Source organism: Rhizobium sp. PP-CC-3G-465, from assembly GCF_004343445.1.
GTDB lineage: Bacteria > Pseudomonadota > Alphaproteobacteria > Rhizobiales > Rhizobiaceae > Ferranicluibacter > Ferranicluibacter rubi.
The window spans coordinates 1,516,128-1,540,685 of record NZ_SLYH01000001.1; the positions used below are offsets into that span (position 1 = coordinate 1,516,128).

20 protein-coding genes are annotated in these 24,558 nt (G+C 63.4%); 7 read left to right on the forward strand and 13 right to left on the reverse strand.

Features of this window, described 5'->3' with window-relative positions:
* Positions 1 to 28 precede the first annotated feature (28 nt).
* The 4 genes from C8J33_RS07120 to recO form a co-directional block, all read right to left on the reverse strand.
* Positions 29 to 1,090 carry an acyltransferase family protein gene (locus C8J33_RS07120; RefSeq protein WP_165929752.1) on the reverse strand — a complete coding sequence of 354 codons (1,062 nt, stop codon included), beginning with the start codon at positions 1,088 to 1,090 and terminating at the stop codon, positions 29 to 31.
* 167 nt (positions 1,091 to 1,257) lie between these two features.
* Positions 1,258 to 1,920, reverse strand: coding sequence for an HD domain-containing protein (locus C8J33_RS07125; protein WP_132663559.1), 663 nt, complete (start codon positions 1,918 to 1,920; stop codon positions 1,258 to 1,260).
* Positions 1,917 to 4,706 (reverse strand): DUF2339 domain-containing protein, encoded by a 2,790-nt coding sequence (locus C8J33_RS07130; RefSeq protein ID WP_132663560.1) that lies wholly within the window; start codon positions 4,704 to 4,706, stop codon positions 1,917 to 1,919. Before C8J33_RS07130 ends, C8J33_RS07125 begins: the two co-directional genes overlap by 4 nt.
* A gap of 110 nt (positions 4,707 to 4,816) precedes the next feature.
* Positions 4,817 to 5,605: a DNA repair protein RecO gene (recO, locus tag C8J33_RS07135; protein WP_132446778.1), complete on the reverse strand. Its 789-nt coding sequence runs from the start codon at positions 5,603 to 5,605 to the stop codon at positions 4,817 to 4,819.
* 257 nt (positions 5,606 to 5,862) lie between these two features.
* On the opposite strand from recO, the gene C8J33_RS07140 reads away from it, so the two are divergent.
* The 3 genes from C8J33_RS07140 to C8J33_RS07150 all read left to right on the forward strand — a co-directional run bounded on the left by C8J33_RS07140 (position 5,863) and on the right by C8J33_RS07150 (position 9,254).
* The gene (locus C8J33_RS07140) at positions 5,863 to 6,576 is read left to right on the forward strand and encodes a class I SAM-dependent methyltransferase (RefSeq protein WP_165910679.1); all 714 of its coding nucleotides are present in this window, start codon (positions 5,863 to 5,865) and stop codon (positions 6,574 to 6,576) included.
* An 85-nt stretch (positions 6,577 to 6,661) separates the two neighbouring features.
* Positions 6,662 to 7,636, forward strand: a complete 975-nt coding sequence (locus C8J33_RS07145) for an acyltransferase family protein (protein ID WP_132663562.1) — start codon at positions 6,662 to 6,664, stop codon at positions 7,634 to 7,636.
* 196 nt (positions 7,637 to 7,832) lie between these two features.
* Positions 7,833 to 9,254: a family 16 glycosylhydrolase gene (locus C8J33_RS07150; RefSeq protein WP_132663563.1), complete on the forward strand. Its 1,422-nt coding sequence runs from the start codon at positions 7,833 to 7,835 to the stop codon at positions 9,252 to 9,254.
* 92 nt (positions 9,255 to 9,346) lie between these two features.
* On the opposite strand, the gene C8J33_RS26990 is transcribed toward C8J33_RS07150, so the two are convergent.
* The 5 genes from C8J33_RS26990 to C8J33_RS07170 all read right to left on the reverse strand — a co-directional run bounded on the left by C8J33_RS26990 (position 9,347) and on the right by C8J33_RS07170 (position 15,843).
* The gene (locus C8J33_RS26990) at positions 9,347 to 9,490 is read right to left on the reverse strand and encodes a hypothetical protein (RefSeq protein WP_207904011.1); all 144 of its coding nucleotides are present in this window, start codon (positions 9,488 to 9,490) and stop codon (positions 9,347 to 9,349) included.
* 29 nt (positions 9,491 to 9,519) lie between these two features.
* The gene (locus C8J33_RS07155; RefSeq protein ID WP_132663564.1) at positions 9,520 to 10,746 is read right to left on the reverse strand and encodes a hypothetical protein; all 1,227 of its coding nucleotides are present in this window, start codon (positions 10,744 to 10,746) and stop codon (positions 9,520 to 9,522) included.
* On the reverse strand, positions 10,746 to 10,949 hold the full coding sequence (locus C8J33_RS07160) for a hypothetical protein (protein ID WP_110799696.1): 204 nt from the start codon (positions 10,947 to 10,949) through the stop codon (positions 10,746 to 10,748). Before C8J33_RS07160 ends, C8J33_RS07155 begins: the two co-directional genes overlap by 1 nt.
* A 174-nt stretch (positions 10,950 to 11,123) precedes the next feature.
* Positions 11,124 to 13,628 (reverse strand): SGNH/GDSL hydrolase family protein, encoded by a 2,505-nt coding sequence (locus tag C8J33_RS07165; protein ID WP_165929754.1) that lies wholly within the window; start codon positions 13,626 to 13,628, stop codon positions 11,124 to 11,126.
* Between the two features lie 241 nt (positions 13,629 to 13,869).
* Positions 13,870 to 15,843 (reverse strand): acyltransferase family protein, encoded by a 1,974-nt coding sequence (locus C8J33_RS07170; protein ID WP_132663566.1) that lies wholly within the window; start codon positions 15,841 to 15,843, stop codon positions 13,870 to 13,872.
* Positions 15,844 to 16,001: 158 nt separating this feature from the next.
* Between C8J33_RS07170 and C8J33_RS07175 the strand changes: the two genes are divergently transcribed.
* Genes C8J33_RS07175 through C8J33_RS07190 form a run of 4 tightly spaced genes read left to right on the forward strand, consistent with a single transcriptional unit; the run spans position 16,002 to position 20,340 of the window.
* Positions 16,002 to 16,919, forward strand: coding sequence for a glycosyltransferase (locus C8J33_RS07175; RefSeq protein WP_132663567.1), 918 nt, complete (start codon positions 16,002 to 16,004; stop codon positions 16,917 to 16,919).
* Positions 16,906 to 18,258, forward strand: coding sequence for an O-antigen ligase family protein (locus C8J33_RS07180; protein ID WP_165929755.1), 1,353 nt, complete (start codon positions 16,906 to 16,908; stop codon positions 18,256 to 18,258). The genes C8J33_RS07175 and C8J33_RS07180 overlap by 14 nt, the downstream gene beginning before the upstream one ends.
* A gap of 4 nt (positions 18,259 to 18,262) precedes the next feature.
* A complete protein-coding gene (locus C8J33_RS27315) occupies positions 18,263 to 19,189 on the forward strand; it encodes a glycosyltransferase family 2 protein (protein WP_132663569.1) in 927 nt (308 codons plus the stop codon).
* The gene (locus C8J33_RS07190; RefSeq protein WP_207904012.1) at positions 19,186 to 20,340 is read left to right on the forward strand and encodes an endo-1,4-beta-xylanase; all 1,155 of its coding nucleotides are present in this window, start codon (positions 19,186 to 19,188) and stop codon (positions 20,338 to 20,340) included. The genes C8J33_RS27315 and C8J33_RS07190 overlap by 4 nt, the downstream gene beginning before the upstream one ends.
* Positions 20,341 to 20,367: 27 nt before the next feature.
* Here the strand turns inward: C8J33_RS07190 and C8J33_RS07195 are convergent, their stop codons facing one another.
* Genes C8J33_RS07195 through C8J33_RS07210 form a run of 4 tightly spaced genes read right to left on the reverse strand, consistent with a single transcriptional unit; the run spans position 20,368 to position 24,342 of the window.
* A complete protein-coding gene (locus C8J33_RS07195; RefSeq protein WP_132663571.1) occupies positions 20,368 to 21,087 on the reverse strand; it encodes an acyltransferase in 720 nt (239 codons plus the stop codon).
* A 27-nt stretch (positions 21,088 to 21,114) separates the two neighbouring features.
* Complete coding sequence (locus C8J33_RS07200; RefSeq protein ID WP_132663572.1) at positions 21,115 to 22,047, reverse strand: glycosyltransferase family 2 protein; 933 nt, start codon at positions 22,045 to 22,047, stop codon at positions 21,115 to 21,117.
* Entirely contained in the window at positions 22,044 to 23,177 is a 1,134-nt protein-coding gene (locus C8J33_RS07205) for a glycosyltransferase family 4 protein (protein ID WP_132663573.1), read from the reverse strand. The genes C8J33_RS07200 and C8J33_RS07205 overlap by 4 nt, the downstream gene beginning before the upstream one ends.
* Before the next feature lie 46 nt (positions 23,178 to 23,223).
* Entirely contained in the window at positions 23,224 to 24,342 is a 1,119-nt protein-coding gene (locus tag C8J33_RS07210; RefSeq protein WP_132663574.1) for a DUF1972 domain-containing protein, read from the reverse strand.
* Positions 24,343 to 24,558: the final 216 nt, after the last annotated feature.

Genomic DNA, 24,558 nt, shown 5'->3' on the forward strand with positions numbered 1-24,558 from the left:
GGAAAGCTCCGTTGTAGCCGCCAACGGGTCACGCCGTCGATGCGATTCTTCCGCGCGGTTCGCTCTGCGCGACGACGGCGCTCCGCGCCCGATGCCGCTTCCAACGCTCCACCAGCCTGCGGCGTACCGGGTCCTCGATGAGGTGGTACGAGTAAGTCGCGAAGACGACGGCGAGACAGACCGAGAGGACGACCGCAGCGGGACCGGGGAGAAAGAGGCCGAGCGTCTTCATCGACAGGAACATGACCGGCACATGAAAGAGGTACAGCGAAAAGCTGATCTTGCCAAGGAACCGCAAGGGCGGACTTGCGAGAAGCGCCCGCGACAGGGACTGCTCCTGCGCCGTCAGGAAGACGATCACCCCCGCCGTCACCGCCATGACAAGCCCCCAGCCATCCTGCTGGTCGCGCCACAACAGGATCTTCGACAGGAAGACGAAACCCAAAAGCCCCAGCGTCGCGACGCCGACCACCCAACCTTTGGGGCGGAGACGTCCGGACGCGTAGAGAAGACCGGCGGCGACGCCTGCCATGAAGAAATGGATCTTCGACGGCAGCATAATGCCCGGGCCGGGGAAGTCGAAAACGGCATCGACAGCCACGCAGGCTGCCAGGAACAGCGCTAGAAAACGGTACCTGCGGGGATTGGATAGGCACAGCCAGACCAGCAGGAAGAAGAAATAGAACTGGATTTCCGGCGGCACCGACCAGAAGACGCCGGACGAGCCGAGAAGGATGACATGCCTGACGATCTCGACCGGACCGTGGATCGGGTGAATGTAATCGAGGCCCGGCACCAGCGACAGAATCACGACGAACAGCACGGCCACGAGATAGACGGGGTAGATGCGGGCGAAGCGGTGCACCAGATAATCGGTTGCCGCCACCCGGTCGAGCGGCCGCGCTGCGTAGAGGCTGGCCATGAGGAAACCGCTGAGCGCGAAGAAGATCTCGACCGCCTCGGCACCGATGTTCAGCGAGAACCAGCCCGGCAGGTGCGGATAAAGAAGGGCGACATGCGACATCACCACGAGGAAGGCGGCGATCCCCCTCAGGCCATCGAGGCTGGCAATGTGTCTGGTGGCGCGCATGGACATCCCGCTGGCGGCCGTTTCCGGTCACGTCTCGAAGGTGAAAGACGCGAGCAGAACACCATTGCAACCGGGCAGAGTCAAATTTCCATGGTGAATTTTCGGTTACGAGGTTAATGCCGGGACCACTCGCCGACGCGGCCGAGCGGATCGGCCGCTCTTCTTATTCAGGCGACCTCCTGCATCAGCATGTCAACGACGGTGCGCAGCCGATCCTGCCGTTCGCCCGCCATACGTCGTCCGCTCTCCGTCTGGAAGTTTGCGGCGAGCTTGAAGAGCTTCACTTCGAAGTGGTCGAGCGCGAAGGCCTTGTCATCCAGCGGCCGGCGCTGCGCCAGGGGGTCGAGCGGATCGTAGAGACCGCTGCCGAGGCGGCCGGCGATATAGAAGCAGCGTGCGGCGCCGATCATGCCGATCGCGTCGAGCCTGTCGGCATCCTGCAGGATCTTGGCCTCGATCGTCTCCGGCGGAATGCCGGCCGAGAAGCTGTGGGTGAGGATGGCGTGGGCGACGGCATCGATATCCGCCGCGTTCCAGCCGAGACGTGCGAGAAGTCCCCGAGCCTTGTCCGCCGCAAGCCGGGAAGCGCTCGCCCGGTTCGGCGCGTTCTTTTCGACCGCTACCCCGTCATGCAGCAGCACGGCGGCGCAGAGGCGGCGCAGGTCGCCGCCCTCCTCCGCCTGAAGGCGGCAAACATTGCGCCAGACCCGGACGAGGTGGGCCGCATCGTGCGACCCGTCGTCTCCCGTCGTGCCCTCGGCAAGGAGCGCTTCCGCGAGATCCGCGAACGGAGCGAAGGCGGCCGCCAAGGCCGATGCCGCCTGCGTCACGCGCCTGATCCGGGCAGGACATCGGCGGCGGGTTTCGGCCGCGCGGTCAGAACCTTCTGGTAGAACAGGCCGATGCCGATCAACACGATGCCGAGGCCCATGAAGGACAGCGCGCGCAGCAGGCCTTCCAGATTGGCCATGTCGAACAGAAAGACCTTGAGCACCGTGACGAAGACGAGCACGCCGGAGACGATGCGCATGCTGCGGCTATGGAAGCGAAGGCTGGCGACGAGCAGGAGCACCCCGAGAGCGAGCCAGACGACCGAATAGGTGTAAGTCTCGCCGGCGAGGAAGCCCTTCCAGTCGGCAATGCTCGGACCTTGCCAGGCGCGGCGCACCGACAAGGTAGCCCAGGTGAAGACCAGCACGGCCGCAGCCGTTGCAAGCGCCGCGACGAAAGCGGGCGGACGCCGGCCGATGGCCATGCGTGCCAGCGCGGCGTAGGCGAGGCCCGGCAGCAGGTAGCCGATCAGCAGCAGGTCGAACAGCGGATAGGGCCCGAGAAGTTCGCCGGTGAAATAGGGATTGAGGCCGACGAGGTGGGCGGAAAGCATCATCAGCAGAGAGATCGCGCCGAGACCGATGCTGCCATAGCGGAAGAACGAGCCGGGGCGGCTGAGATCGAGGCGCATGAGGATGGCAGAGGCGCCGATGACCAGCAGCGTATAGATCGACTGTTCCGACAGTGACGGCGCGCCGCCCTGCAGCTGCCCACCGTTCATGGCGTGCCGCACCAGAATGGCAAGCGTCAGCAGGCCGAACAGGCTGGCGATGGCCTGCAGCGTGTTCCGCAGACGGTCTGACGGCCAGTCCCGCAGCGTATAGGCCGACCAGAGGGCGAAGAGCGCGGGAATGCCATAGCCCGGCAGCAGCGCGTTCAGCACCGGTGTCCGGCCGAGCGCGAGCGGCCCGACGATGGTCGGTTCCCAGCCGATGCGCGCGAGGACGAACACGAAGCCGAGCGCTCCGACCCACGGCAGCGCCGCCCAGTTGCGCACCCGCGTGGCTGCGATGAAGGCGACCGCGAAGACGGCCATGGCGAGCACCGTCCACAATCCATCCGACAACGCATGTGCGGCAACGACCAGCTGACCGAGCGCACCAGCCAGCAGCAGGCCCTGGGCGACACTCGGGAAGGACGCATCGCGGCGGGCGAAAATCTCCGCAAGCGCGAGGAAGGCCATGGCGGCAGCCACCGCGGCAAGGCCGTGGAGAGGATCGAACGAATAGGTGCCCAAGATGAGGAAGGAGAGCCCGATGCAGGCGACCGAGGTGACGGCGGCAAGACCCGACCAGAGGATGGCGAACCGGTACCTGTCGCGATGACGATGCAGGGCGAAGGCGCAGAGCGCGATGAAGATGGCCGCGAGGCTCAAGGCAGCGACCGGCGATGTCGCGAACGACCTTTCGGCAACGACGCCGATGCTGGAGAGCTCCAGCAGAAACGGAAGCGTGGCCAGCGTCGAGACGCCGAGGATCGCCATGAGACCGGCCGTCAGTGCTGCGGTGACAGCGCGCGCGCGCAATGCGCCAAGGAAGCCGAGAGCCGCGGTGACCGCCAGGAATTCGAAGGTCGGATTGCCGTCGGTCTCCGTCAGCGGGCCGATGAGCGAAAGCCCCGTCATCAGCACGGCAAAGGCGCCGGTGAGGATGATGGGGGCATGACGCGGCAGCAGCAGGCGGCGCCAGTGCGCAGCGCGGCGCGGTGCCGGTACCGGTGTTGCCGAGGCGTCCCCTGCCCCCGTCGTCGTGTCTTCGGCAACCGGAAGCGTCTCCGCTTCGTCCTCGATTGCCTCCGGTTCCGCGTCGTCGGCACCGGCCGGCCAGACATAGGCGTGGCCGGCGATCAGGACGAGCAGCGAGAGGGAGACCGGCAGGGTGACGGCAGGGTCTTCCGCAATCAGGTAGACGGTGCCCCAGAGGGCAAGGCCGATATTGGCGAAGGCCGGCACGATCCGCCAGCGGCCGATCCGCGCCGTCGCCATCGCGGCCAGCCAGACGAGCGACAGGAAGGCGAACAGGCTCCATGGCGAGGGATCTTCGGCATCGATCAGAAGCGGCGTGACGAGCGACGCGGCAAGGCCGAGGCCGGCCAGCGCCTGTCCGTGACGCAGAGACAGGCCGAGAACGAGGAACGACACCAGCCCCATGAGGACGAAAGCCGTGGTCGGGCCGATGAAATCGTAGACCGCATGGGCCGCGAAGATCGCACCGAGCAGCGTCACCGCACCGGCCGCGGTCAGGATGCCGGGAATCATGGCATTGGCGAAGCGCTGTCCGCCATCTGCGGGACCGCGCCGGCGGATCATCTCGCCACCGACCATGAGTGCCGCGCCGAACAGCGCCGCCAGCACCAGCCGCACGGCGGGGCTGAGCAGCCCGGCATCGATCGACACCTTGACCAGAAAGATACCGCCAAGCGCCAGCGCGATGCCGCCGACCCAGACGGCCCAACGGGCACCGAGCCAGCTTTCGAGGGATTCGCGCGGCTTCTGCGGCTCTGTTTCCTCCGGTGGTACGGAGGCGGGCTCAGCCTCGATCGTCTCCGGGTCGATGGCCGCCGCTGATCGCTCACCCTCCTCCACCTCGGGAGCTTGCGTTTCCACCACCGCGACATCCGTCGCCGGGCCTGCCACAAGCGTCCCGGGAAGGTGGGCCGCGGAAAGGCGGGCGATCTCCGACTGGAGGAAGGCGATGTCGCGCGTGAACCGCTCGTTTGCCTGCCGGGTGCGGGCAAAGGCCAGGAACGAGAAGATGAAGGCAGCGAGGACAAGAAGGTCGGTCATGGGCACCCGTCATGCAAACCCCTGCGGCTGCGGCCGACAGAGGCGATAAGGAAAGACGGCAACTTATCGTCATTGCAGCGGAAACCAAGACAGAAACCGTGCGATTCTCCTCACGGGAGCAGGATGTCGATCGGCTTTTCCCCAGTCGGGGACGCATCAGGCATCGTCCGGACAGCGCCAAGTGCCTTCATCGCCGCCTGGACGAAGCCGTTTCTTGCAGCGGAGATTTCGATACCGCGTGGCTCGTAGACATGCCGATGCAGGAAATAGCCCGTCATGCGCAGCGCGTCTTCAAGGCTTTGCCTGTCGGCAGCCCTGCCCTCAAGCGCGAGGAAAGGCGGCAGCGCGAACATGCGATCAGCATAGGGCAGACCCGCCGTGCGGCTGACGGCGCGGCCGGATTTCGGAGAGATGAAAGCCAGATCCTCCCTTGCGCCCGTGGCGGCGCAGCGCGCGAGATCGAGGCCGAAGCCGAGATCCTCAAGCACCGCGATCTCGAACCGCACGAAGAGTTCGCCGGCATCCTTCGGGTCGTGCAGATGGTCGAGGATGACGGACAGCGACGTATAGAGATGCGGATGCGGATCGCGCTCGGGCAGCAACCGCAGGAGCGCCGCCATGGCCTGGACGCCGTAGACCGCCGTCGCCGTCTCCATCAGGCGTGCGGCGCGCAGTTCCACCGGCTCCATGCGGAATTCGCCGAGATGCTCGTCCAGCCGCGCCCGCCATGTGACCTCGACCGCATTGCCCGGCTGCAGCACGGGCTGGAGCGCTCGCGACCGGCCGCCACGCACGAGGCCGAGATGGCGCCCCCGCGCGCGCGTCATCACTTCGGCAACGACGGAGGTTTCCCCATGTCGCCGAATGCCGAGAATAATCGCCTCATCGGTCCATTGCATGGGAAACGGTCCAGAAAGCAGGAGGGGTGGCTCGAATGAGCGGACGCGGCGGACGCAAGGCCACGCGTCGTTGGCACCAATGGTGATGTAAGACGCGAGCGCCGCTTTGGGAAGAGGTTCCGCCATATCGAGTCCACCGAGGGCGCTCCGGCGGGCGAGGTTAACGATGTCTGAAGATATGACCGAAACGTCTAATGTAAACTCTTCAAAATAAGGATAGCCTGATGGGAATTCGATCCTGCTTTCCCGGAGTTTCCATGCATCCGACCATCAAACGCGTCGCCAAGCCGATCTTTCGCGCCGTCCGGCCGATCATCCCTGCGCCTCTCCTTCTGTGGTTCAAGGGATATTCGGAAATGCGTTTCTGGAAGGGCCTCTACGGTGAAGAGCGCAAGCTCGACAATGATCACTACGAATATTTTTATACCGAGTTCTTCTCGCTCGATAAGGGCTGGTACAAGGGCAAGACACTGCTCGATGTCGGCTGCGGCCCTGCAGGCAGCCTCGAATGGGCCGACATGGCGGGCACGCGCACGGGTCTCGATCCACTCGTCGATCAGTACCGCACGCTCGGCATCGACAAGCACAAGATGGACTATGTCTGCGCACCGGTCGAAAAAATCCCGTTCGCCAGCGGATCGCGGGATGTCGTCTGCTCCTTCAATTCGCTCGACCATGTCGATCACCTCGACACCGCGATCGACGAGATCTTCCGCGTGCTCAAGGTCGGCGGTTCGTTCCTCATCATCGTCGAGGTGAACCACAAGGCGCGGCCGACGGAGCCGATCGAGATCTGGGAAGACGCTTTGCGCCAGACGCTGGCGCGGCATGGCACGATCGCCTCCTGGCGCGCCTTCCCCATCCGCTACGACCACGACATCTATCGCAGCCTGCGCGAGGGAGCGCCGATCGAGCGGATGCCGGACGGCAAGGAGGGCCTGATCGCCGCCCGGGTGATCAAGGGCGTCTGATCGACGTCCGGGATCGGGTCGGGCTTGGCTGCCGTCCATCGCCCGGCCTGGGTATCCTGAAGACCTCGCCAGTGGAGATATCGCCATGTCCAAGATCGGTTCCTACCAGTCCATCCAGTGCCTGCGTGCCGTCGCGGTGCTGATGGTGGCGCTCGTGCACCTCTCTCCGCAGCAGGTGGCGATCGGGGCTGCGGGCGTCGATATCTTCTTCGTCATCTCCGGTTTCATCATGGCGACCATCGGTGCGCGGGAAACGCCCTCGACCTTCGCCGTGCGCCGCGTGGCGCGGATCGTGCCGCTCTACTGGGCGGTGACGCTGTTCATGTGCGCGCTGGCGCTGAAGCCCGGCTTCTTCTCCAACTTCACCTTCGACATGCCTCGCCTCGTGATGTCGCTGTTCTTCATTCCCTACCGCGATGTCGACGGCATCATCTGGCCGCTGGTGCAGGTCGGATGGACGCTCAACCTCGAAATCTTCTTCTATGCGGTGTTCATGCTCTGCCTGTTGACGGCACGGCCGGTTCCGGCCGCCATCGGCGCCATTCTTCTGCTCATCGTCGTCGGTCTATTGCTCGACCCGCAGCAGGCCGCGCCGATCATCTGGACCTCCCCGCTGCTGGCGGAGTTTCTCTTCGGCATGCTGATCGCCATCCTTCCGCGACCGCGCAGCCGGGTCGTAGCACTTGCGATCACGGTCGTGGGCGTACTCTGGTTCACCATCGCCGCCGCATCGCAGGTGACGCCCGATAACGAGGGCTGGCGGTTCGTCGTCTGGGGCGGGGGCGCCGCCCTCCTCGTGCTCGGCTGCCTCGGCCTGGAGGAAGCCGGCGTCTGGCCCCGAGCCGCCCGTCCGCTCGCCCTTCTCGGCGACGCGTCCTATTCCTTCTACCTCCTGCACGGGCTGGTCATCGCGCTCGTCGTCAAACTGCTCGGTCACGGCCTTGCGGCCGGCATCGTCGTCCTCACCGTCTCGACGGTCGCGTCCTTCCTGTCTCTCCATCTCTTCGAGCGCCCCGCCGCCCGCCTCGTCCGCAGCGCGCTGTCCCGCGGTCGCCGCTGACGCCGTCTATCCGGGTTCAGCTTTCCATAACCAAGATCGCCAGCGACTTCACACCCGCGCCGCCAAATCCGCGGATGCGTAAAACTTGAATGATCGGAAACGGCTTATCTTCATTTGGGACAATTAGGTTTTGCTGCATCACCTGCTGGCAATCGACTGCCGCGCAGGCCTTCTTCCTCGGATTTTGGAGATGACAATGGCAAAATCGATCAAGAATGCTGCTGGCAAGACTTTGTATTACAGCAACGACTCCAATGCGTGGGCTGCCGCGACGGAGGCCAATACGTTCGTAAACAAGAGCGGCGGATGGTTCTCGGGTACGGCGAAAGACGACTCGATCTGGGGGAAGGCCGGCCTGAAGGTCACCCTGATGGGCGGCGCCGGCGATGACATCTACTATCTCGCATCCGCCGACAACCTGATCTACGAAGCCGCCGGACAGGGAACGGACACGGTCAGCACATACTTCAGCTACCAGCTGACCAATCCGAACCTCGAAAACCTGATCGTCAACGGCAACGACACCTTCGCGTTCGGCAACAGCCTCGACAACATCATCACCGGCGGCAGCGGCAGCCAGACGCTCTGGGGCGCCCTCGGCAATGACGTGCTGACGGGCGGCGCCGGCGACGACACGTTCATCGTCACCGGCGGCGGCGGTCACGACACGATCACGGACCTCGGCGCCACTGATACCGTCCGCATCGCCTACTACACCTTCACTTCCTTCGCAGACGTCCTGAAGAACGCCAAGCAGGTCGGCAGCGACACCGTCATCAAGATCACCGACAGCGCATCGGTGACGCTTTCCAATACCAAGGTCGGTAGCCTGAAGGCCGACCAGTTCGACCTGAACATCTCCAAGGCCGGGATGAAGCTGACCTTCAGTGATGAGTTCAACAAGCTTAGCCTCAACACCGGCAAGGACGGCGGCACATGGGACACGAAGTTCTGGTATGCCAGCGAAAAGGGCTCATCTCTCGGTGACGGCGAACAGCAGTGGTATATCAACCCCTCCTACGCCCCGACCTCGAGCGTCAACCCGTTCTCGATCAAGGACGGCGTGCTAACGATCACGGCTGCGGAAACGCCGCCGGATCTGCTGAAGACCATCGGCTACGACTATACCTCCGGCGTGCTGACCACGCATTCGAGCTTCGCTCAGACATACGGCTACTTCGAGATCCGCGCCGACCTACCGGACGATGTAGGCGCATGGCCTGCCTTCTGGCTGCTGCCGAAGGATGGCAGCTGGCCGCCTGAACTCGACGTCTTCGAGGCGATCGGCGGCACGAACAGCTATTTTGCCACCGCGCATACCCAGGAAACGGGCAGCCACACGAAGGTCTCCACCCAGGTTCATACCCAGAGCACTGAAGGTTTTCACACCTATGGCCTCCTGTGGACGAAGGACACGCTGACCTGGACCTTCGACGGGACCAAGGTTGCCTCGACGAAGACCCCGGACGACATGCATTCCGATATGTATCTTCTCGTCAACCAGTCCGTCGGCGGCTGGGCCGGCACCCCGTCGGACAAGGATTTCGCGGACGGATCGCAGTTCAATATCGATTACATCAAGGTGTACTCGCTGCCAGCCGATGGCTCGATCATGTAAGCGAACGCCAAGCGTCATAACGGCACACACAAAGGCCGCGCATGCGAAATGCGCGGCCTGTGGCGTCTTTGTTTCCTGCAGGGCTCCCGGCGTTAACGACGGGTCACTGCCGTCTCGTCATCACTCTCACAGGCGATCCCTTTCTCCGCCCTCAGCCGCTCCACCTCGCTGCGCAGCCGGAGAACCTCGCGCTTCAGCGCATCCAGTTCGATTCCGAGCACGTCGATCACGATCATCAACCCCTGTCCCTGCATCATCGTCTCCTTCACGCCAGCGCAACTTCGCCGGAAACCAGAACGCCGGCGGCGTTCTTGGCGGTAATCTTGAACTTCGCATTGGCCTCGTCGTACCAGAAGGTCAGTTCAGCGTTGACCACATCGCTCGGGGCGGGTGCTGATGTCTTCCGGGTCATGACGTAACCTCCGTAGTTGACGCGGCTGACGACCTGGTCCGCGAAATTCAGCATCTGGATGAAATCGCCGGTACCGGATGAGGTCTCCTGGCTGAACTGCGCCACAGGCAGCGTCGCAGCATAGCCTGCAAGCTGCATGGCCGGCAGGTCGGTCTTGCCGGCGTTGGAGAATAAGCTGGAATAAGGCGCCATAACCCGCCCGCTCGACTGCACACGAAAGAGTTGCACGTCGGCGTTGTTCAGAATACTTAGAATATCGGCTGTCTGGCCGGACGCGCCCTTCGCCGTCAGCGCCGCCGTGCTCGTCGCGTTGCTCGTGACCTTCATCGGCGTGCGCCAGTCAAAAAACCCATACAGGATCGCGCCGCGCAAGGTCGTGCCGTCGGCATCGAAGAGGCTCAGCACCGGCTGGTTCGCCGGCACGGGGCGACCGCCGACGCGGAAGCGGATACCGGTGCCGGATGCGGAGGCGGCCTGCGAGAGCGTGACCGTCTGGCTGTCCACGACGGCGCTGATGGTGGTGCTGGCGGGAATGCTGCCGATGGGGCTCGATGCCCCGACAGATGTCAGCTGCGCGATCGTTTGCCCGACATCGCCCGCTGTGAACGTGGCACTAGCCGAGGTAAAGGTGGTGGAACCGGCGTTCGTCACCCCGTCCTTGAAGCCGGCGCCGGTCTTCGGTTGCAGCTTGATGCCGCCGGCACCGGCATAGAGGTCCATCTGCAGCGCGGGATTGGCAGTATACCCGGTGATGTAGGCGCCGAGGCCGGCACCGGGATTGTTGACGATGTTCAGGCCCCAGCTCGCATTCTTGTGGCTGATGAGCAGGCCGCCGCCCAAGCCCTCATCCGTGCCGATGCCGATCGCCCCTGCCAGACCGCCGGAATTGGGACCGGCGCGCAGATGGAAAATATAACCTGTGGTGTCGTCGTACTTGGCGTCCATGATGCCGCCGCGGCCATTTCCGGGGGGCTTGAGCGTGAAAGGCGTGTCGCCGAAGACGCTAAGGCGGAGCGCAGCCTCCACCTCCGTCTTCTCGGTCGAGGAGACCGTTCCGAGATAGGTTGCGAAGTAGGTCATCAGACCTCCGTGCCGGTAAGGCCGATTTGGGCTGTTGTGGTGAGGACGATGCCTGCGGCGGATGCCCAGGCGGCTCGGCCCGTCAGCGTGTCGCCGGCTGAATCCGTAAGGACGGTTCCGTTCTTCGCCGTCAGGGCCATCATCCCTGCGAAAGCGGATGCACCGCCACGGTCGAGGCTTAGGCCAAGGGAAATCTGATGCATGATCTGTCTCCTTTATGTGTCCAGATGCGCCGACCTCGACGGAATGGCGGCCGGACGGTGAATGAAGAAGCGTCAAGAGTATCTGCCGGGGAAGCGGGTTCGCTTCTCCGTCGTAAAAATCTGCAATGACGTGAGGTGGACCCGTACGCCGAAACCGGATTTGGCGGCCCGACTCTAGCCCGGTCGCGCCGAGAGGCGGGCGATCCGCCGGTTCCCGGCATCGGGCGGCAGCGTGTAGGGTCCGCGAATGCCGAAGACCTCCTGCGTGCTCGCATCTTCGTAGGTCAGGGTAATGTTGTGGAGCCTTGGGGGAAGCGCGATGACGACCTCATCCGCCTCCCGCACAGCTGCCTGTCCGGTCGTGGGTATGATGGAAGACGGCGCAGACCCTTTTTCAAGCTGCGGCAAGCCGATCCGGAAGGCGAAGCGGTTCGCTTGACCGACTAAGCAGGGAATGAAGAGATACGGGCGCAGATTTGTCGTGCCTGATGCGGACACGACTGCCGTGCAGGACTGTCGCAAGAGACTGCGTCCCGCCGCAACCTCGGTCGAATGACGCGCAAGCGGTTCGCCGGACGACGCCAGCTCGGTCAGTCCCAGCATCGGCCGCGGTGCATTTCCGCCGCCGATTCGCGCAAGGAAACAGGAGAGCGTCCAGCCATCCTCCGCGGCATCCGGCGTCACCGCGATCTCGCCTTCCTCCTCGAAAAACAGCGTCACGGCATCCGTCTCGGGCACGCCGTCCCATGCAAGGTCGAGGAAGGAAATGCCGGCTTCCGTGCCGGTGCGCAGGACGGACAGCGTCAGCCCATCGCCGCCAAGGGTGCTCCAATGCCGGGGCAGACCTCCGCTGGCCTCCGAGATATCGGTTATGCCGCTATTGCGGATCAGGTTACGTGCGGCAGGCTCGACCAGCAGCCCACCACCGTCGGCACGCCTCGGGTGATGGGCGGCAACGGCCTGCCAGCCGGTACTGCCCTCTGCAAAGCCCGGCGTTTTCCGTTGGCAGGAAAGAAGGCTCGCGAGCGCCGCGAGAGCGCCGTGGATGCGCGCGATATCGTTGACGAAATCGATCTCGATGCCGCGCCGGCCGGACGATACCACCGCATCTGCCGCCATGCGCTGGAAAGCAGCCGATGCGGCCGCGGCCATCGCAACGTGCCCTGCCGCCTGCGGGTGGATGCCATCTGCCGAAAGCGTTGCGCGAACCGGCGTGCCGGCGTCATGGGCAGCGCCGGGTCCGCCGTTCAGGACCGCGGTGACGGGATGTGTTGCCGAGACCGTCGTCACATGCGGCCAGTTGAGCTCCGCGCCCTCGCTTGCTCCGTCAGGCGCGACCGGCAGGAAAACGAGATGATCGCCCGGCAGAGGCGCATCGCGCAGCACGAGCGCGCCGCCCCAGGCCGGAACCGGGGCAGAAAGCACGGTTTCGAAAAGGGGCACATGCCATCTATGGTCCGTCTGCACGGCTCCGACGATATCGAGGATATCATCCGGACCTTCGTGCCCTGCATCTTCGCCGGGGGCACGCGCTCCGGCAGCGGCCCCGATGGCGTCGTTGACCGCCGAGACGACACTGGCTGCGCCGAAGCCGAGCTGGCTTTCCTGGCCCTCGATGGTGGTGTTGGCGTCCGGAGAAATCGTTTCGGAGAGGATGGTCGCCTGTGCGATGTGGCGGACGCCCGCTTCGCGCAAGGCGCTCCAGATCGTCTTCAGGTCGCTCGACAGCTGATCGGCCGTGCGACCGTCACGAATGTCATTGGTACCTAGCGCCACGATAGCGGCCGTGGCGCCCGCCCGCCGGACGAGGACCAGCGATTTTCGAGACCTGCCGCTCACGAACTGCGCCTTGTCGCCGGTGCGCGTCACCGAGAGATAGGGCAGCCCGGCAGCGAAAGCGGCCCGCCGCCCCCAGCCGCCGCCCGTCTGGCCATCGCCGGCCATGTCCACCGCCCCATCGAGGATGCTGTCGCCGATGCCGGCGACGGAGGTGACGGCCTGCGCCGGTGTACCGACCAGCATGACCGGGCACGGCGCCGGTACCCAGAGATCGGCGCCTTCCGGAATCTGCCAGCCGGTTCCATCGATATCATCGCCGCCCTGCCGTGGATCAAACAGCAGCTGGCTTTCACCGGGGAGATAGGCGGCATTGCCCTGCACGGCAATGAGACCTTCGGCCTCGAGATCGACCAGCATACGGATATGCACGACCGTTCCGGGCACAAACATTTTAAGACCGAACGCGTCGGCCGGCACCGCTTCCGGCAGCACCTCAACGGCGCCCGGCTCGACCACCCGGGACCTTTGCCCGTCGAAGAAGAACGGCACCGTTCGCCCTGCCACGGATGCCGAGACCTTAACGAGCGTATAGGCCACTTCGCCGTCGATCTCGCGCTCCGCTGCGTTGACGAGACTGAAATTGGAAAAGACCGGTGCGATCGATAGGGCGCCGCCAGCGCCAACGATGAACCGGGTCGCGATCTTCATGCGGGTCTTCGCGCCTTTGGCGCCGCCCATAGCGTTCGGCACCTGTCCCCGGTTGGCGATGTTCGAAAGGGGGATGGCGGGCGAACCCCATGCCGCACGGGGTCCGACCGCGCCGGCCACTGCCGCAAGGCCGGCAGCTGCGAGAAACTGTCGTCTGTCGATGGTCCACATGCCGCCGTTTCCCTTTTCCACTGTCCTGTCCTCCGCGTTCCGTCCGGCCCACTCCTGTTGCAGTGTCCCGGTCGCCCGCATCCGTGCCAAGCTTCCACTATCGCCGTGGCCCCCAGCAGCCGACACTATCGGCCTCAGCCACAGCACGGGGAGAAGTCGATAGCGGCCCGCGCGAGGGTCACCTTGATATAGCTTGAAAATTTCGCATGCTTTCTCGAAAACAGACGGATTTTCCACCCGGATTTTCCCCGTGACCGGCACGTCACGGTGCCTTCACCTGCCACGTCCGCGCTCCGGGGATAGCGCCGGTGCCGATGATGGCGTCGGCGAGGACCTTCGAGCCTTCCGCCGTCAGATGCCCATAGTCCCACTGCAGAGGGACGTCGCCGACCATCGTCCTGCAGGCCGTATCCGGATTCGGGCAGAGGAGCCGGTAGGGCGAAACGTAGATGGCGCCGGCGGCCTCGACCAAGGTCTGAAGGTCACGATCCCGCTGCAGCTGTTCGGTCGTGCGGCTGTCGACCAGAAGAACACCGCTACGGCCGCCCGCGATCTGGGCGAGGAGACGCGCTAGGGGCCGCTGGTACTCCACAATCGGGCCGGAGACGACAACGGCGCCCGCCTTGTCCTTTACCTGCCGGAGCGTTTCGGCCACCAGTGGCAGGTCGTAGTCGGCCCAGCGTGCCGAGAGGATCAGCACGTCAGGCTTGTTCTTGGGCAGAAAGCGCTCGAATATCATCTGCATCAGGCCGACGCATTCCGGATCGCCCCCCACCCCGATCAGCGGCTTGCATCCGCTGGATGCCGCCAGCATCACATGCGCCTGCGGCAAGGCTGCCTCGAAGCCACTGCGGAGATGGGCAGCGTGACTGTCGCCCATGATCAGGACATTCGGCTCGACCTTGGAAGGAGACAGGCAGTCGGCAGCGGCAAAATCCGCCACAGTCTGCTGGTAGCCAATGAGGAAGCAGGTTCCACGCCTGTAGACGTCCCGGTCGTCGTAGGTGAGATAGGTGGCGAGGCGATCGCTTTCCGTCTGCGGCGACGCGGCCGCGAAATGCCAGATCCCGAGGCCGAGAAGGCAGCAGAGGCACCAGGCAGCACCGGCCTGCCGCCACAGCGAGCCTGCCGTTCGTCCGATCCGGCGTTGCCGGAAGGGCTGTTCCACGAAGCGCCAGGAGAGATAGGCGGCGACCACGCTTGCAAGGAGAAGGCCGATGGCCTCCGGTATCGTCGGCGCCCGCGCGGTCGTCAGTGCGACACCGACGAAGATCGGCCAGTGCCACAAATAGAGCGAGTACGAAATCTTTCCGATGCCGACGAAGGGCGGCAGCGCCAGAAACCGCGTGACGTGGGAGCCGCCGGTGCTGCCGATCGCGATCAGGAGAGCGGCGCCGGCAACGGGCGCGATCGCAAAGACGCCGGGGAAGAACATGCCGCCATGGAACCGATAAGCGCTGCCGAGAATCAACGCGAGGGCGAGGAGTGACAGGCCATCGCGGATGCGCGCCGGCAAGCGGGGCAGCGGCAAGAAGACGAGCAGTCCGCCCGTGATCAACTCCCAGGCGCGAGACACGGGAACATAGTAGGCAAGATCGCGGTTGGCACCCGTCAGCCAGATACCGAAAAGAAAACTCGCGAAGGCAGTCGCCGCGACCACGGCGCCAGCACGCCAACGCCCCAAGCCCGACACGGCCAGAAGGATGAACGGAAAAACGAGGTAAAACTGTTCCTCGACGCCAAGCGACCACGTGTGGACGAGTGGCTGGCTGTAGACATCGGCGGCAAAATAGCCGGATTTCCCGAGCGTCTCCACGGCGAGATAAATGTTTGATACGGAGGTCAGGGCAGCCAGCCCCGTCCAGACCGTCGTCGTGCGCTCGCTCGCAAAAAGGACCAGCGGCGCGCAGACAAGAGTGACCGCGACGGTGACGACCAAGGCCGGGAAGATCCGGCGCGTGCGGCGCTCATAGAAGGTTAAGAGCGAGAACGTTCCCTGCTGCAGCTCATGCCAGACGGCTTTGGTGATCAGGTAGCCCGAAATGACGAAAAAGACGTCGACCCCAATGAAACCGCCGCGTAGTGGACTGATCCCCGTGTGGAACAGCAGAACGATGAGAACCGCGACGGCTCGCAGTCCGTCGATATCCGCGCGGTAGGCGCCCGGTTCGTACCGGGCGATGCCCTGCTCCGGACGTCGCAACGTTCCCTTCGAAACGTCCTGATCCAAAAGCATAAGCCGTCTCCAGTGCAGAGGAAGTCACGGCAGCGCTTGTTTGTCGCTTGCCTCCCTCGGTGTATCGTGTCACTCAATTAGATACAGATGAAATTTAGTTTGTCGACGGAATTTGCGCCGGATATGGAAGACGTTTGCGTGACATTTGGTAGAAACGCATGAGCACAGCGGTTCTCGTTGCCATACCGACCTACAGGCGTCCCGTCGAACTCGAGCGCCTGCTGTCGAGGATCGACCAGCTGGACATCGCCGTGCCTGTCACGGTGCTGGTGGCCGACAACGATCCCGAGAGACGGCAGGGCGAAGAGGTCGTTGCGGCGCTGGCAGCCCACTCCTATCGCTTCCCCCTGGAAGCAATCACGGTTTCAGCCAAGGGATTGGCGAACGTCCGCAATACGCTGTTTACGCATGCACTTTCGCATCACACCTTCACGCATATCGCGATGATCGATGACGACGAGTGGCCGGACGCACCCTGGCTCGGCGAACTCCTGCGCGTCCAGAAGGCGACCGGAGCGGATATCGTCGGCGCGCCCGTCGCCTCCATTTTCGAAGGCGCCGACGGTAGTTGGGTGCGTCGAGCGCGCCTGTTTCAACCGGAAGCCCGGCCCGAGGGGCCATGCCCGATCATCTGGGCGAGCAACAACGTGCTTCTCACGCGCGACTGCATCGAGACAGCCGGACCGCCCTGGTTCGATCTCGCCTTCAATATCACCGGTGGCGAGGATGTCGAGCTCTTCACCCGGCTGAAGGCGCAGGGCAAGCGTTTCGCCTGGGCGCCGGGCGCCCTGATCTTCGAGAGCGTGCCCCGGGAGCGCACGCAGGCGCGATGGCTTCTTCGGCGCGGGTTGCGCATCGGTTCGACGGACGCCCGCATCCAGTTGCGCCACGGCACCGGCCGTCTTCATCGCGTACGCACGGTAGGCAAGGCCGTTCTCGGTCTCGTCGCCAGCCTGTCGCTTCTGCCGTTGCGGGCGCTAAGCGGCAAGCGCCGCGCAGACGGATTGTTCTCGGCCGCGCGTGCGGCCGGCAAGTTCTATGGTTTTTACGGAGGCAGGGTCCATGAGTATCAGTAACGTCCCGGCCTATACGACATTGGCACTTGCGGGCGCGGTGCGGTCCAAGGAGCCGCTCTGGCTTCGCCGCTTCCTCGAATTCATGCTGTGCGCCTTTCTCGCCTACGTCTTCACCGACGGAACGCTGATTGCGGTCAATACCGGCGTCAGCGACATGACCACCCTCGTGCTCGATAGCGGCGAAGGCGACTCCAGCCGGCAGATCTTCTATATCGGCATCGCCATCATGCTCTTCCTGATCGCGGCACGCCACGGGCTGCGCAATGTCGTCTCGCCTTTTCCCACCTCCGTCTTCGTCGTCGTCTTCTGGTGCTTCTGCAGCGTTTCCTGGGCCATCATTCCGGATATTTCGCTGCGGCGCGCCATTCTTGCGACCATCATCATCTTTGCGACCATCACCATCGTCTCGGCGCTGGGGCCGCTCCGGGTCACGCAGTTGCTCTACCGGATCCTCGCCTTCTTCGTCGTCGCCAACATGCTCTCGGTCGTTCTCCTACCCGGCTATGCCATTCATTCCGAGCGGGAACTGGACACGGCGCTGGTCGGGGCATGGCACGGGCTCATGCCGCACAAGAACATCGCCTCGGCGGTAACGGCGCTTTCAGCCATCGTGTTCGGCTATCACGCCTTTCTCACACGCAGCTGGAAATCAACCGCGCTTCTGGTCCTCTCCATCATTTTTCTCCTGGGAACGCGCGGTAAGACCTCGCTCGGCATCGTCGTGCCCTGCCTGTTTGCCGGCATCATGTACAACCACGCCTTCCGCACCGAGCGGCAGAAGTTTCTCATGTTTGCGAGCATTTTCCTGTTCCTCGCAGGGCTTGCCGTGTTCGCCATGGTCTTCACGCCGCTGCTTGCGCAGATTTTCGACGATCCGACCTCGTTCACCGGCCGCGTAGCCATCTGGGACATCGTGCTGCGCTATGTCGAGGAGTATCCGATGACCGGCGCCGGCTTCGGCTCATTCTGGCTGATCGGACAGGATTCGCCCATCCTGCGTATCGGTGGCGACATGCCCTGGCTCTTCGGTATTGCGCATTCGCACAACGGTTACCTCGAAATGCTGGTAACCACCGGTGTCCCCGGGCTCGTGCTGACGGTTATCATGTTCGTCATCGTGCCGTTCTATTCCTTCGTCATGGCCGACCCCGTCTGGCGGAAGATCAATGGGCTCTACTTCGGCATCTGGCTCTTCGCGGTCATCTACAATCTCCTGGAAACGCACATCATGAACCGCGACCGACAGGTCTGGGTCATCATGCTCATCGCCATCCAGGTCGCGTTCCTCCACCGCAAGCGAGAGCCCGGCACCGGCCCCCGCATCGTTCTGGGCACCTAGGTTGATGTCCGCGAGCACGGATCCGCAGGTCAGCGTCGTCATCCCTCTCTTCAACAGGGCGCACCTTATCGGCGCGACCCTGCAATCGGTGCTGATGCAGTCGTTTCAGGACTTCGAGGTGATCGTGGTCGATGACGGATCCGGAGACGATCCACGTGCCGCCATCGCCACCATAGGCGATGCCCGCATCCGTCTCGTCCGGCAGGAAAACCAGGGTGCATCGGTCGCGCGCAATCTTGGCGTACAAGAGGCCCGTGGTGCACTCGTCGCCTTCCTCGATTCTGACGATCGTTTCCTTCCACACCACCTCGCCACCATGGGCGAGTTGCTCACCGGACGAGGGGACACGGCAGCTTATGCGCAGGTTATCGCCGATCGCGGGGATAACCGGACTTTCGTGAAGCCGTCTCGTGGCATCCGGGACGACGAGACGATGGCCGACTATCTCGTCTGCCGGAGCGGCTTCGTGCAGACCAGCACGCTGGTCGTTCCCCGATCCTGGGCTCTTGCCGTGCCCTATCGGCCGGATGTCGGCTTCGGAGACGACACCGACATCGCCATCCGGCTTTCGCTGGCAGGATGCAGGTTCATCATGGCCCCGACGCCGGGCGCCATCTGGTCGGACGAGCGGGGGACCGATCGCTTGTCCTCATCATCCGCGGCGAGCCAAGCGCGCTTTACCTGGCTCGACGATCTGCGCGGACAGATCCCACACAAGGCCTATGCCGGCTATCGCGGTTGGCATGTGGCCAAGACGCTGATCCGGACGGAACCGCGCAAGGCCTGGGGGCTCTACGGAAAGGCGCTTCTCAGCGGCGCCTATCCTCCAAAGCTTGCCCTGCGTGTCGCCCTACAACTGCTCTTGAATGGCGACGGCTACCGGCGGCTGGCCGATCGGCTGGTGGCGCGCAGACGAAGGATACCCTCGTGACCGGATTTCTCAGACGGCAGTTTCTCGCTGGCGCGAGCCTCAGCATCGGGGCGGGCGTTGCAGAGAGGTTCACGGGCGTTTCGCCTGTGGGCGCCGCTCTGGCGAACAGTATCGCGCCCTTCTCTACGACCGAAAGCCAGGACAGCCTGCGCAACCTCGCCGCTCACCGCGGGCTCTTCTACGGCTGTGCCATGAAGAGCGGACAGATCACCGAAGACCCTGCCTTCACCGCAGCGGTCGTCGCGGATTGCAGCGCCATCGTTCCGGAATACGAGCTGAAACGCGTTATCACCGAACCGTCGCCCGGCCGCTTCGACTTCAGCGGTGCCGACCGGCTGTCACGCTTTGCGCAGGAGCACAACATGCTGATGCGCGGACATACGCTGGTCTGGCATCTGGCCAACCCTGCATGGCTTGAGGCGGCTCTTACGGAAGCGCCCTCCATGAAGACGCATATGTTCGACTATATCGACACGGCGATGCGACGCTATGGAAACCGCGTTCCCGTCTGGGACGTCGTGAACGAGGCCGTTGCGCCCGAGGAGGGTGATTTTCTCGGCCGCAGAATCGGCTCACCCTGGTTCAAGGCTTTCGGCGACAGCTATATCGATGACGCCTTCCACCATGCCCGCGCCATCGCGCCCGATGCCGTTCTCGCCTACAATGATTATGGCGTTGAGATGTCGGGAAGCTGGTACGGCGCTCGCCGCAGGGCCATGCTGCTTCTGCTCGAAGGTCTCCTGGCCCGCAACGTTCCCATCGACATGGTCGGCATCCAGGGACATCTCATCGCCTTCGACAAGGCGTTCGACGAAGATGTCTTTGCCGGGTTCCTTGCCGAGATCGCCGGGATGGGGTTGAAGATCACGATCACCGAATTCGACATTACCGACCGGAAGGGCCCGGCCGACCCCGCCATACGCGATGTCGAAGTGGCGGCGCTCGGGCGCCGGTTTCTGGATGTCGCACTAGACTGTAAAGCACTTGTCGGCGTTCTCAGCTGGGGTCTCAGCGACCGGTATTTCTGGGTTCCGGAAGATCCCGAGCAACAGCCGCCCAAGGGTCAGAAACTCCGCCCGCTGCCGCTCGATGAGAACCTTGCGAAGAAGCCGCTCTGGGACGCGATCGCCGGTGCGCTTCGAGAGTCCTGATGGAGACGCGGCGCGGCGCGATCGATGTCAGGTCGAGGGCGTCTCGTTCAGCGACGCTTCGTTCAGGCGGCTCTTCAACAGCTTTGCCGGCACGCCGCCGATAACCGAATAGGGCGGAAAGGTGCCGCGCACCACGGCGCCAGCAGCGACCACGCTGTGCGCGCCGACATGGGCGCCATCCAGAAACGTCACTTTCGATCCGACCCAGACATCGTCATCGATGCGGATGCCGAGATCGGTCGAGGCCTGCATGCGGATCGGAATATCCGTGCGGTCGAAAACATGGCTCGCGGCATGGAACGAGACATATTGGCCCATGATCACGTTGCTGCCGATCTCGATGCCGCCGAGCGCGCCGAAATAGGAATACTGCCCGACGCCGCTGTCAGAGCCGATTTTCAAGCCCTTGCCCAGTTGGCTCGGGTGGTTGGTGATTCCGATAATCGTATAATCGCCGATATTGACGCGCTCGCCAAGGATGAGCCCCTCCCGCCCGTAGCCATCGAGTTGACAATGGGCACCGATGGTGGAGAACCGGCCGATCTTGATGCGGCGACCGCCGCTCATCTTCACGCCCGGCCCGATGAAGACCTTGTACCGCCCTCGGAGGAGCGCCCGCAAGAGCCAGGCCAGCCGGCGCACGAGCGTGTGAACCAGGAAGCCGGCGGGAAGCTCGGGCGACATCGCATAGGTCTTGCCGACCAGCCGCAGAAGGCCTGCGAAGATGCGGTGCAAAAAGGCATCCACTGTCTGTTTCCTTTTGGCGCGAGGCCCTTACGATCCGTGGATCGTCTTGTATTCGTTGTACCGGCGGCCGGCGAAGGCGTTCAGCATGCCGAGGCCGCGTGCGGCGCGCGAGAAGGCCTTGACCCTCGTTGCTGTGCCGAACGGCAGCGCCGCCACGGACAGGACAGCGCCTCCGCCAACACGTGCTAGACCCGACAGGAACAGGGAGACCTGCCGCTTGGTCGAGCATCCCGACAGCTTCTCGGAGAGCACATAGGTGTTGCCCTCGCGGAACTTGCGCGAGATCAGCCACTTCGACGACACGCGGGAATCCGGGACGATCTCGCGAACCCGGGCGTTGCTTGCCCAGAGCATCCGACCGCCCTTCTTGTGTATCATCATGCCGAGCAGCGTATCCGTTCCGCCCGTGTACCGCATGCGCGGATCGAACTGCAGGCCGAAGGCCTTGAAAACTTTGAGGTCGATCAGGATATTGGCCGTGTTCCCGAAGGGGACCACACCGCCATCGGCAAAATCCTGCGCAACGAAGAAGCCGCCTTCGGAGACCCATTGCGGCGGGGTCGTTTCGAACTCCGAGATAACAGGTCCGAGGATCGCCTCAGCACCGGTGGCACGGTATGTCGCCAGCAGTTGGTCCGCCCATTCGGGCTCTGGATATTCGTCATCATCGATGAAGAGAATGACCCCATCCGCGCCCTTCGTCTCCGCAACCACACGATTGCGAGCAAAGGGAATGCCCGATTCCGGGTGGACGGCGTAAGTGATGGGAAAAGGAAACGACGGCCGCATCTCCTCGATCAGCCCGGCCATAGGGCCCTCCCGATCGTTATCGACGACGATCACTGTTATCGGCGGCGGGGTGGTTTCGAAGGTCAGCGCGGCGATGCCTTCCAGCGCCCGGCGAAGGCCTTTCGGGCGCCGAAAGGTAATCAATCCGATGAAGAGATTGTCGATACTCATGTCCGCGATCCGCTTCTTGGTGTGTCCAGTCCGAAGGCCTCCACCATGTTCCGGCCATAGGCTTCCTCGGAGAAAAGCGCCTCGAACCGCGAGAAACCACGACCCCCCATCGCCTTGCAACGCACCCTGTCGACGACAAGCGCGGTCAGTGCCTCGGCCAACGCGTCCTCGCTTCCTGGCGCCACCAGGAACCCGGTTTCGCCATGCTCGACGATTTCCGAAAGGCCGCCGTGATCGGCGGCGATGACGGGGCGATGGTAGCTCATCCCCTCGATTGCGACGCGGCCGAAGGGCTCGGGAAGCGTTGAGGGAACGGCCACGACATCGCTCCAGAGGAAATGCTCGGACGGGTCATCGACGAACGGGTGGATGGTGACCGAGCGCTCCAGGCCGGACGCCGTAATCAGCGCCCTGACGTCGTCAACGAAGTGATCCTGCCCCCCATAAACACCACCAACCAGGCGAATCTCGACGCGATCGCGAATATCCGGTGCTAGGGCCGCCATCGCCTTGACCAGAACCTGCTGGCCCTTCCACGCGTTGAATCGGCCGATCAGAAGAACCTTGAGCGGCCCGGAAGCCTGGACATCGGACTGAACCGCCGGTGCCGCGACCCCGTTATAGATCACCGACTGCCATGTCTTTGCCGGGACGGCGAAGGCGTCGCTCGTGGCTTTGGAATTGAAGATAACCCGGCTGCGGCTGAAGGCGAGAACACGCGAGAAGATGGCCATCGCCTTGCCTGTCGGTATCTCATGCACGTGGCAGATCGTCGGCCCTTTGAAAAACCGGGCAGCGACCAGATAGTCGAACGGCACGAGCGTGCTGATATAGAGCAGATCGCATCCCGATTCGCGGATCACCTTGCAGGCACGCAGCACCGCAAGGGGGAAGCTGATGGCCGCCGTCAGGACGATCCGTTTCAGGTCCGCCTTTCGCAGGACCCACATGGGTCCGTAGAGAATGCGGGTCGAGGCGCGCTCGACATGCGGTGTGATCGGCCCCTCGCCCACGAGACGTACATCGACAGATCCGTCGGGATCAGCGGCCCTTACGGCCTCGAGGACCTGGAGGAAGCTCCTGTCCGAACCATAAAGTTCGATGTTTGGATGTACGCAGAGAATTTTCAAGCGTGGCTCCCCGGCCTGTCTTCGGTCATGATCGACGCCGTCACGGTCACAGGCACGTCAGAAGCAGCGCCTCGTAGGCAGCGTTCACCTTCAGCCAGGTGAATTCCGCCTGATGACGTGCGGCGGCCGCAGCCCCTGCCTGTTTGAGGTCGAGGCCGGAGCCGATCCGGTCGATGAGCGCTTCGAGCGCCGTCTGGCTGTCGAAATAGAATTGCTGATCGCCGGCAACCCAGCGATTGAAGCGGTTGTCGTGAGCGATGATCGGGTTGCCGGCACCGAGCGCTTCAACGAGCGAGGGGTTCGTGCCGCCGACCTGATGGCCGTGGAGGTAGGCCAGAGCATGGTAACGCAGGGCCGAGACGACCTCCGGTTCGTAGATGCCTCCGGGGAAGACGACGTCGTCCGACGCTGCGGCGCGAACCTTGCGGTGGTAGGCATTATCCGGCGAAAAGTTGCCGAGCACCATGAGCTTGATGTCGCGCTTCTTGCTGGAAAAGGCGCTGACGATCTCCAGAATCGAGTTTTCCGGCTCGGCACGGGCGATGGAGATGAGATACTGGCCGCTCTTGAGGCTGTAACGCTCGATCAGATCCTCCGGTGCGGCCTCGATTCGGTCGGCGCCGTAAGGGATCATCACGGCATTGCTGCAACCGTGGCGGCGCAGATGGCGCGCGATCTCGGGGTGATCGGCAATCGCGACATTGCTGATATTGGCCCCGATGAACTCATTGGCATAGAGCCAGATCTTCACCGGAAACGACCACTTGTCCCGGCGCCACTCCACGCCGTCCATGTTCATGAGAACCTTACGCCCTCTGAGCCTCTGGAGCGTGTTGAAGACGGCGGTGTTGTAGCCGAGAACGAGATCGATGCCCGGCCGCTTGCAAACATCGGCGACGCACTTCCTGTCGAAAACCACACTCCCCTTCGAGCCTGTGGCATCGCTGGAAATGTGGATGCGATGAATGCCGTTCCAATCGTCCTCGTAATCGGCTTTGCCGCTTTCCTGACAGTAGACGTTCACCGTCCAGCCATGCTCGACCAGATAGGGAGCGAGGCGACCTGCAAAGGTCTCGAATCCACCATGGGCCGCAGGAATACCGCGAATACCAAGAATGTTCACCACCTTGCGGCTCGTATCGACAGTCTTCGACTGTTCGATCATGCGATTGCTCCCTGTCACACTTCGGACCCAGACAGATATGTTCGTCATGACGTCGGGAGCGGCGCGATGAGCACTTGCCACGACCTCAGGACGGGCCTGTAAAGACCATCCTCGACCGGACAGGCTCAATCCGTATGCCTGTATCCGAATATTCTAATCTCATTTAGTAGGAAGCTATCGCATAGTTTCGCTGCAATGCAAAAAAAATTTGGCTGC

Coding starts and splice junctions, on each gene's coding strand:
- C8J33_RS07120 (WP_165929752.1), bottom strand. CDS start 1,090: ATGCGCGCCACCAGACACATTGCCAGCCTCGATGGCCTGAGGGGGATC.
- C8J33_RS07130 (WP_132663560.1), bottom strand. CDS start 4,706: ATGACCGACCTTCTTGTCCTCGCTGCCTTCATCTTCTCGTTCCTGGCC.
- recO (WP_132446778.1), bottom strand. CDS start 5,605: ATGCAATGGACCGATGAGGCGATTATTCTCGGCATTCGGCGACATGGG.
- C8J33_RS07140 (WP_165910679.1), top strand. CDS start 5,863: ATGCATCCGACCATCAAACGCGTCGCCAAGCCGATCTTTCGCGCCGTC.
- C8J33_RS07145 (WP_132663562.1), top strand. CDS start 6,662: ATGTCCAAGATCGGTTCCTACCAGTCCATCCAGTGCCTGCGTGCCGTC.
- C8J33_RS07150 (WP_132663563.1), top strand. CDS start 7,833: ATGGCAAAATCGATCAAGAATGCTGCTGGCAAGACTTTGTATTACAGC.
- C8J33_RS26990 (WP_207904011.1), bottom strand. CDS start 9,490: ATGATCGTGATCGACGTGCTCGGAATCGAACTGGATGCGCTGAAGCGC.
- C8J33_RS07155 (WP_132663564.1), bottom strand. CDS start 10,746: ATGACCTACTTCGCAACCTATCTCGGAACGGTCTCCTCGACCGAGAAG.
- C8J33_RS07160 (WP_110799696.1), bottom strand. CDS start 10,949: ATGCATCAGATTTCCCTTGGCCTAAGCCTCGACCGTGGCGGTGCATCC.
- C8J33_RS07170 (WP_132663566.1), bottom strand. CDS start 15,843: ATGCTTTTGGATCAGGACGTTTCGAAGGGAACGTTGCGACGTCCGGAG.
- C8J33_RS07175 (WP_132663567.1), top strand. CDS start 16,002: ATGAGCACAGCGGTTCTCGTTGCCATACCGACCTACAGGCGTCCCGTC.
- C8J33_RS07180 (WP_165929755.1), top strand. CDS start 16,906: ATGAGTATCAGTAACGTCCCGGCCTATACGACATTGGCACTTGCGGGC.
- C8J33_RS27315 (WP_132663569.1), top strand. CDS start 18,263: ATGTCCGCGAGCACGGATCCGCAGGTCAGCGTCGTCATCCCTCTCTTC.
- C8J33_RS07200 (WP_132663572.1), bottom strand. CDS start 22,047: ATGAGTATCGACAATCTCTTCATCGGATTGATTACCTTTCGGCGCCCG.
- C8J33_RS07210 (WP_132663574.1), bottom strand. CDS start 24,342: ATGATCGAACAGTCGAAGACTGTCGATACGAGCCGCAAGGTGGTGAAC.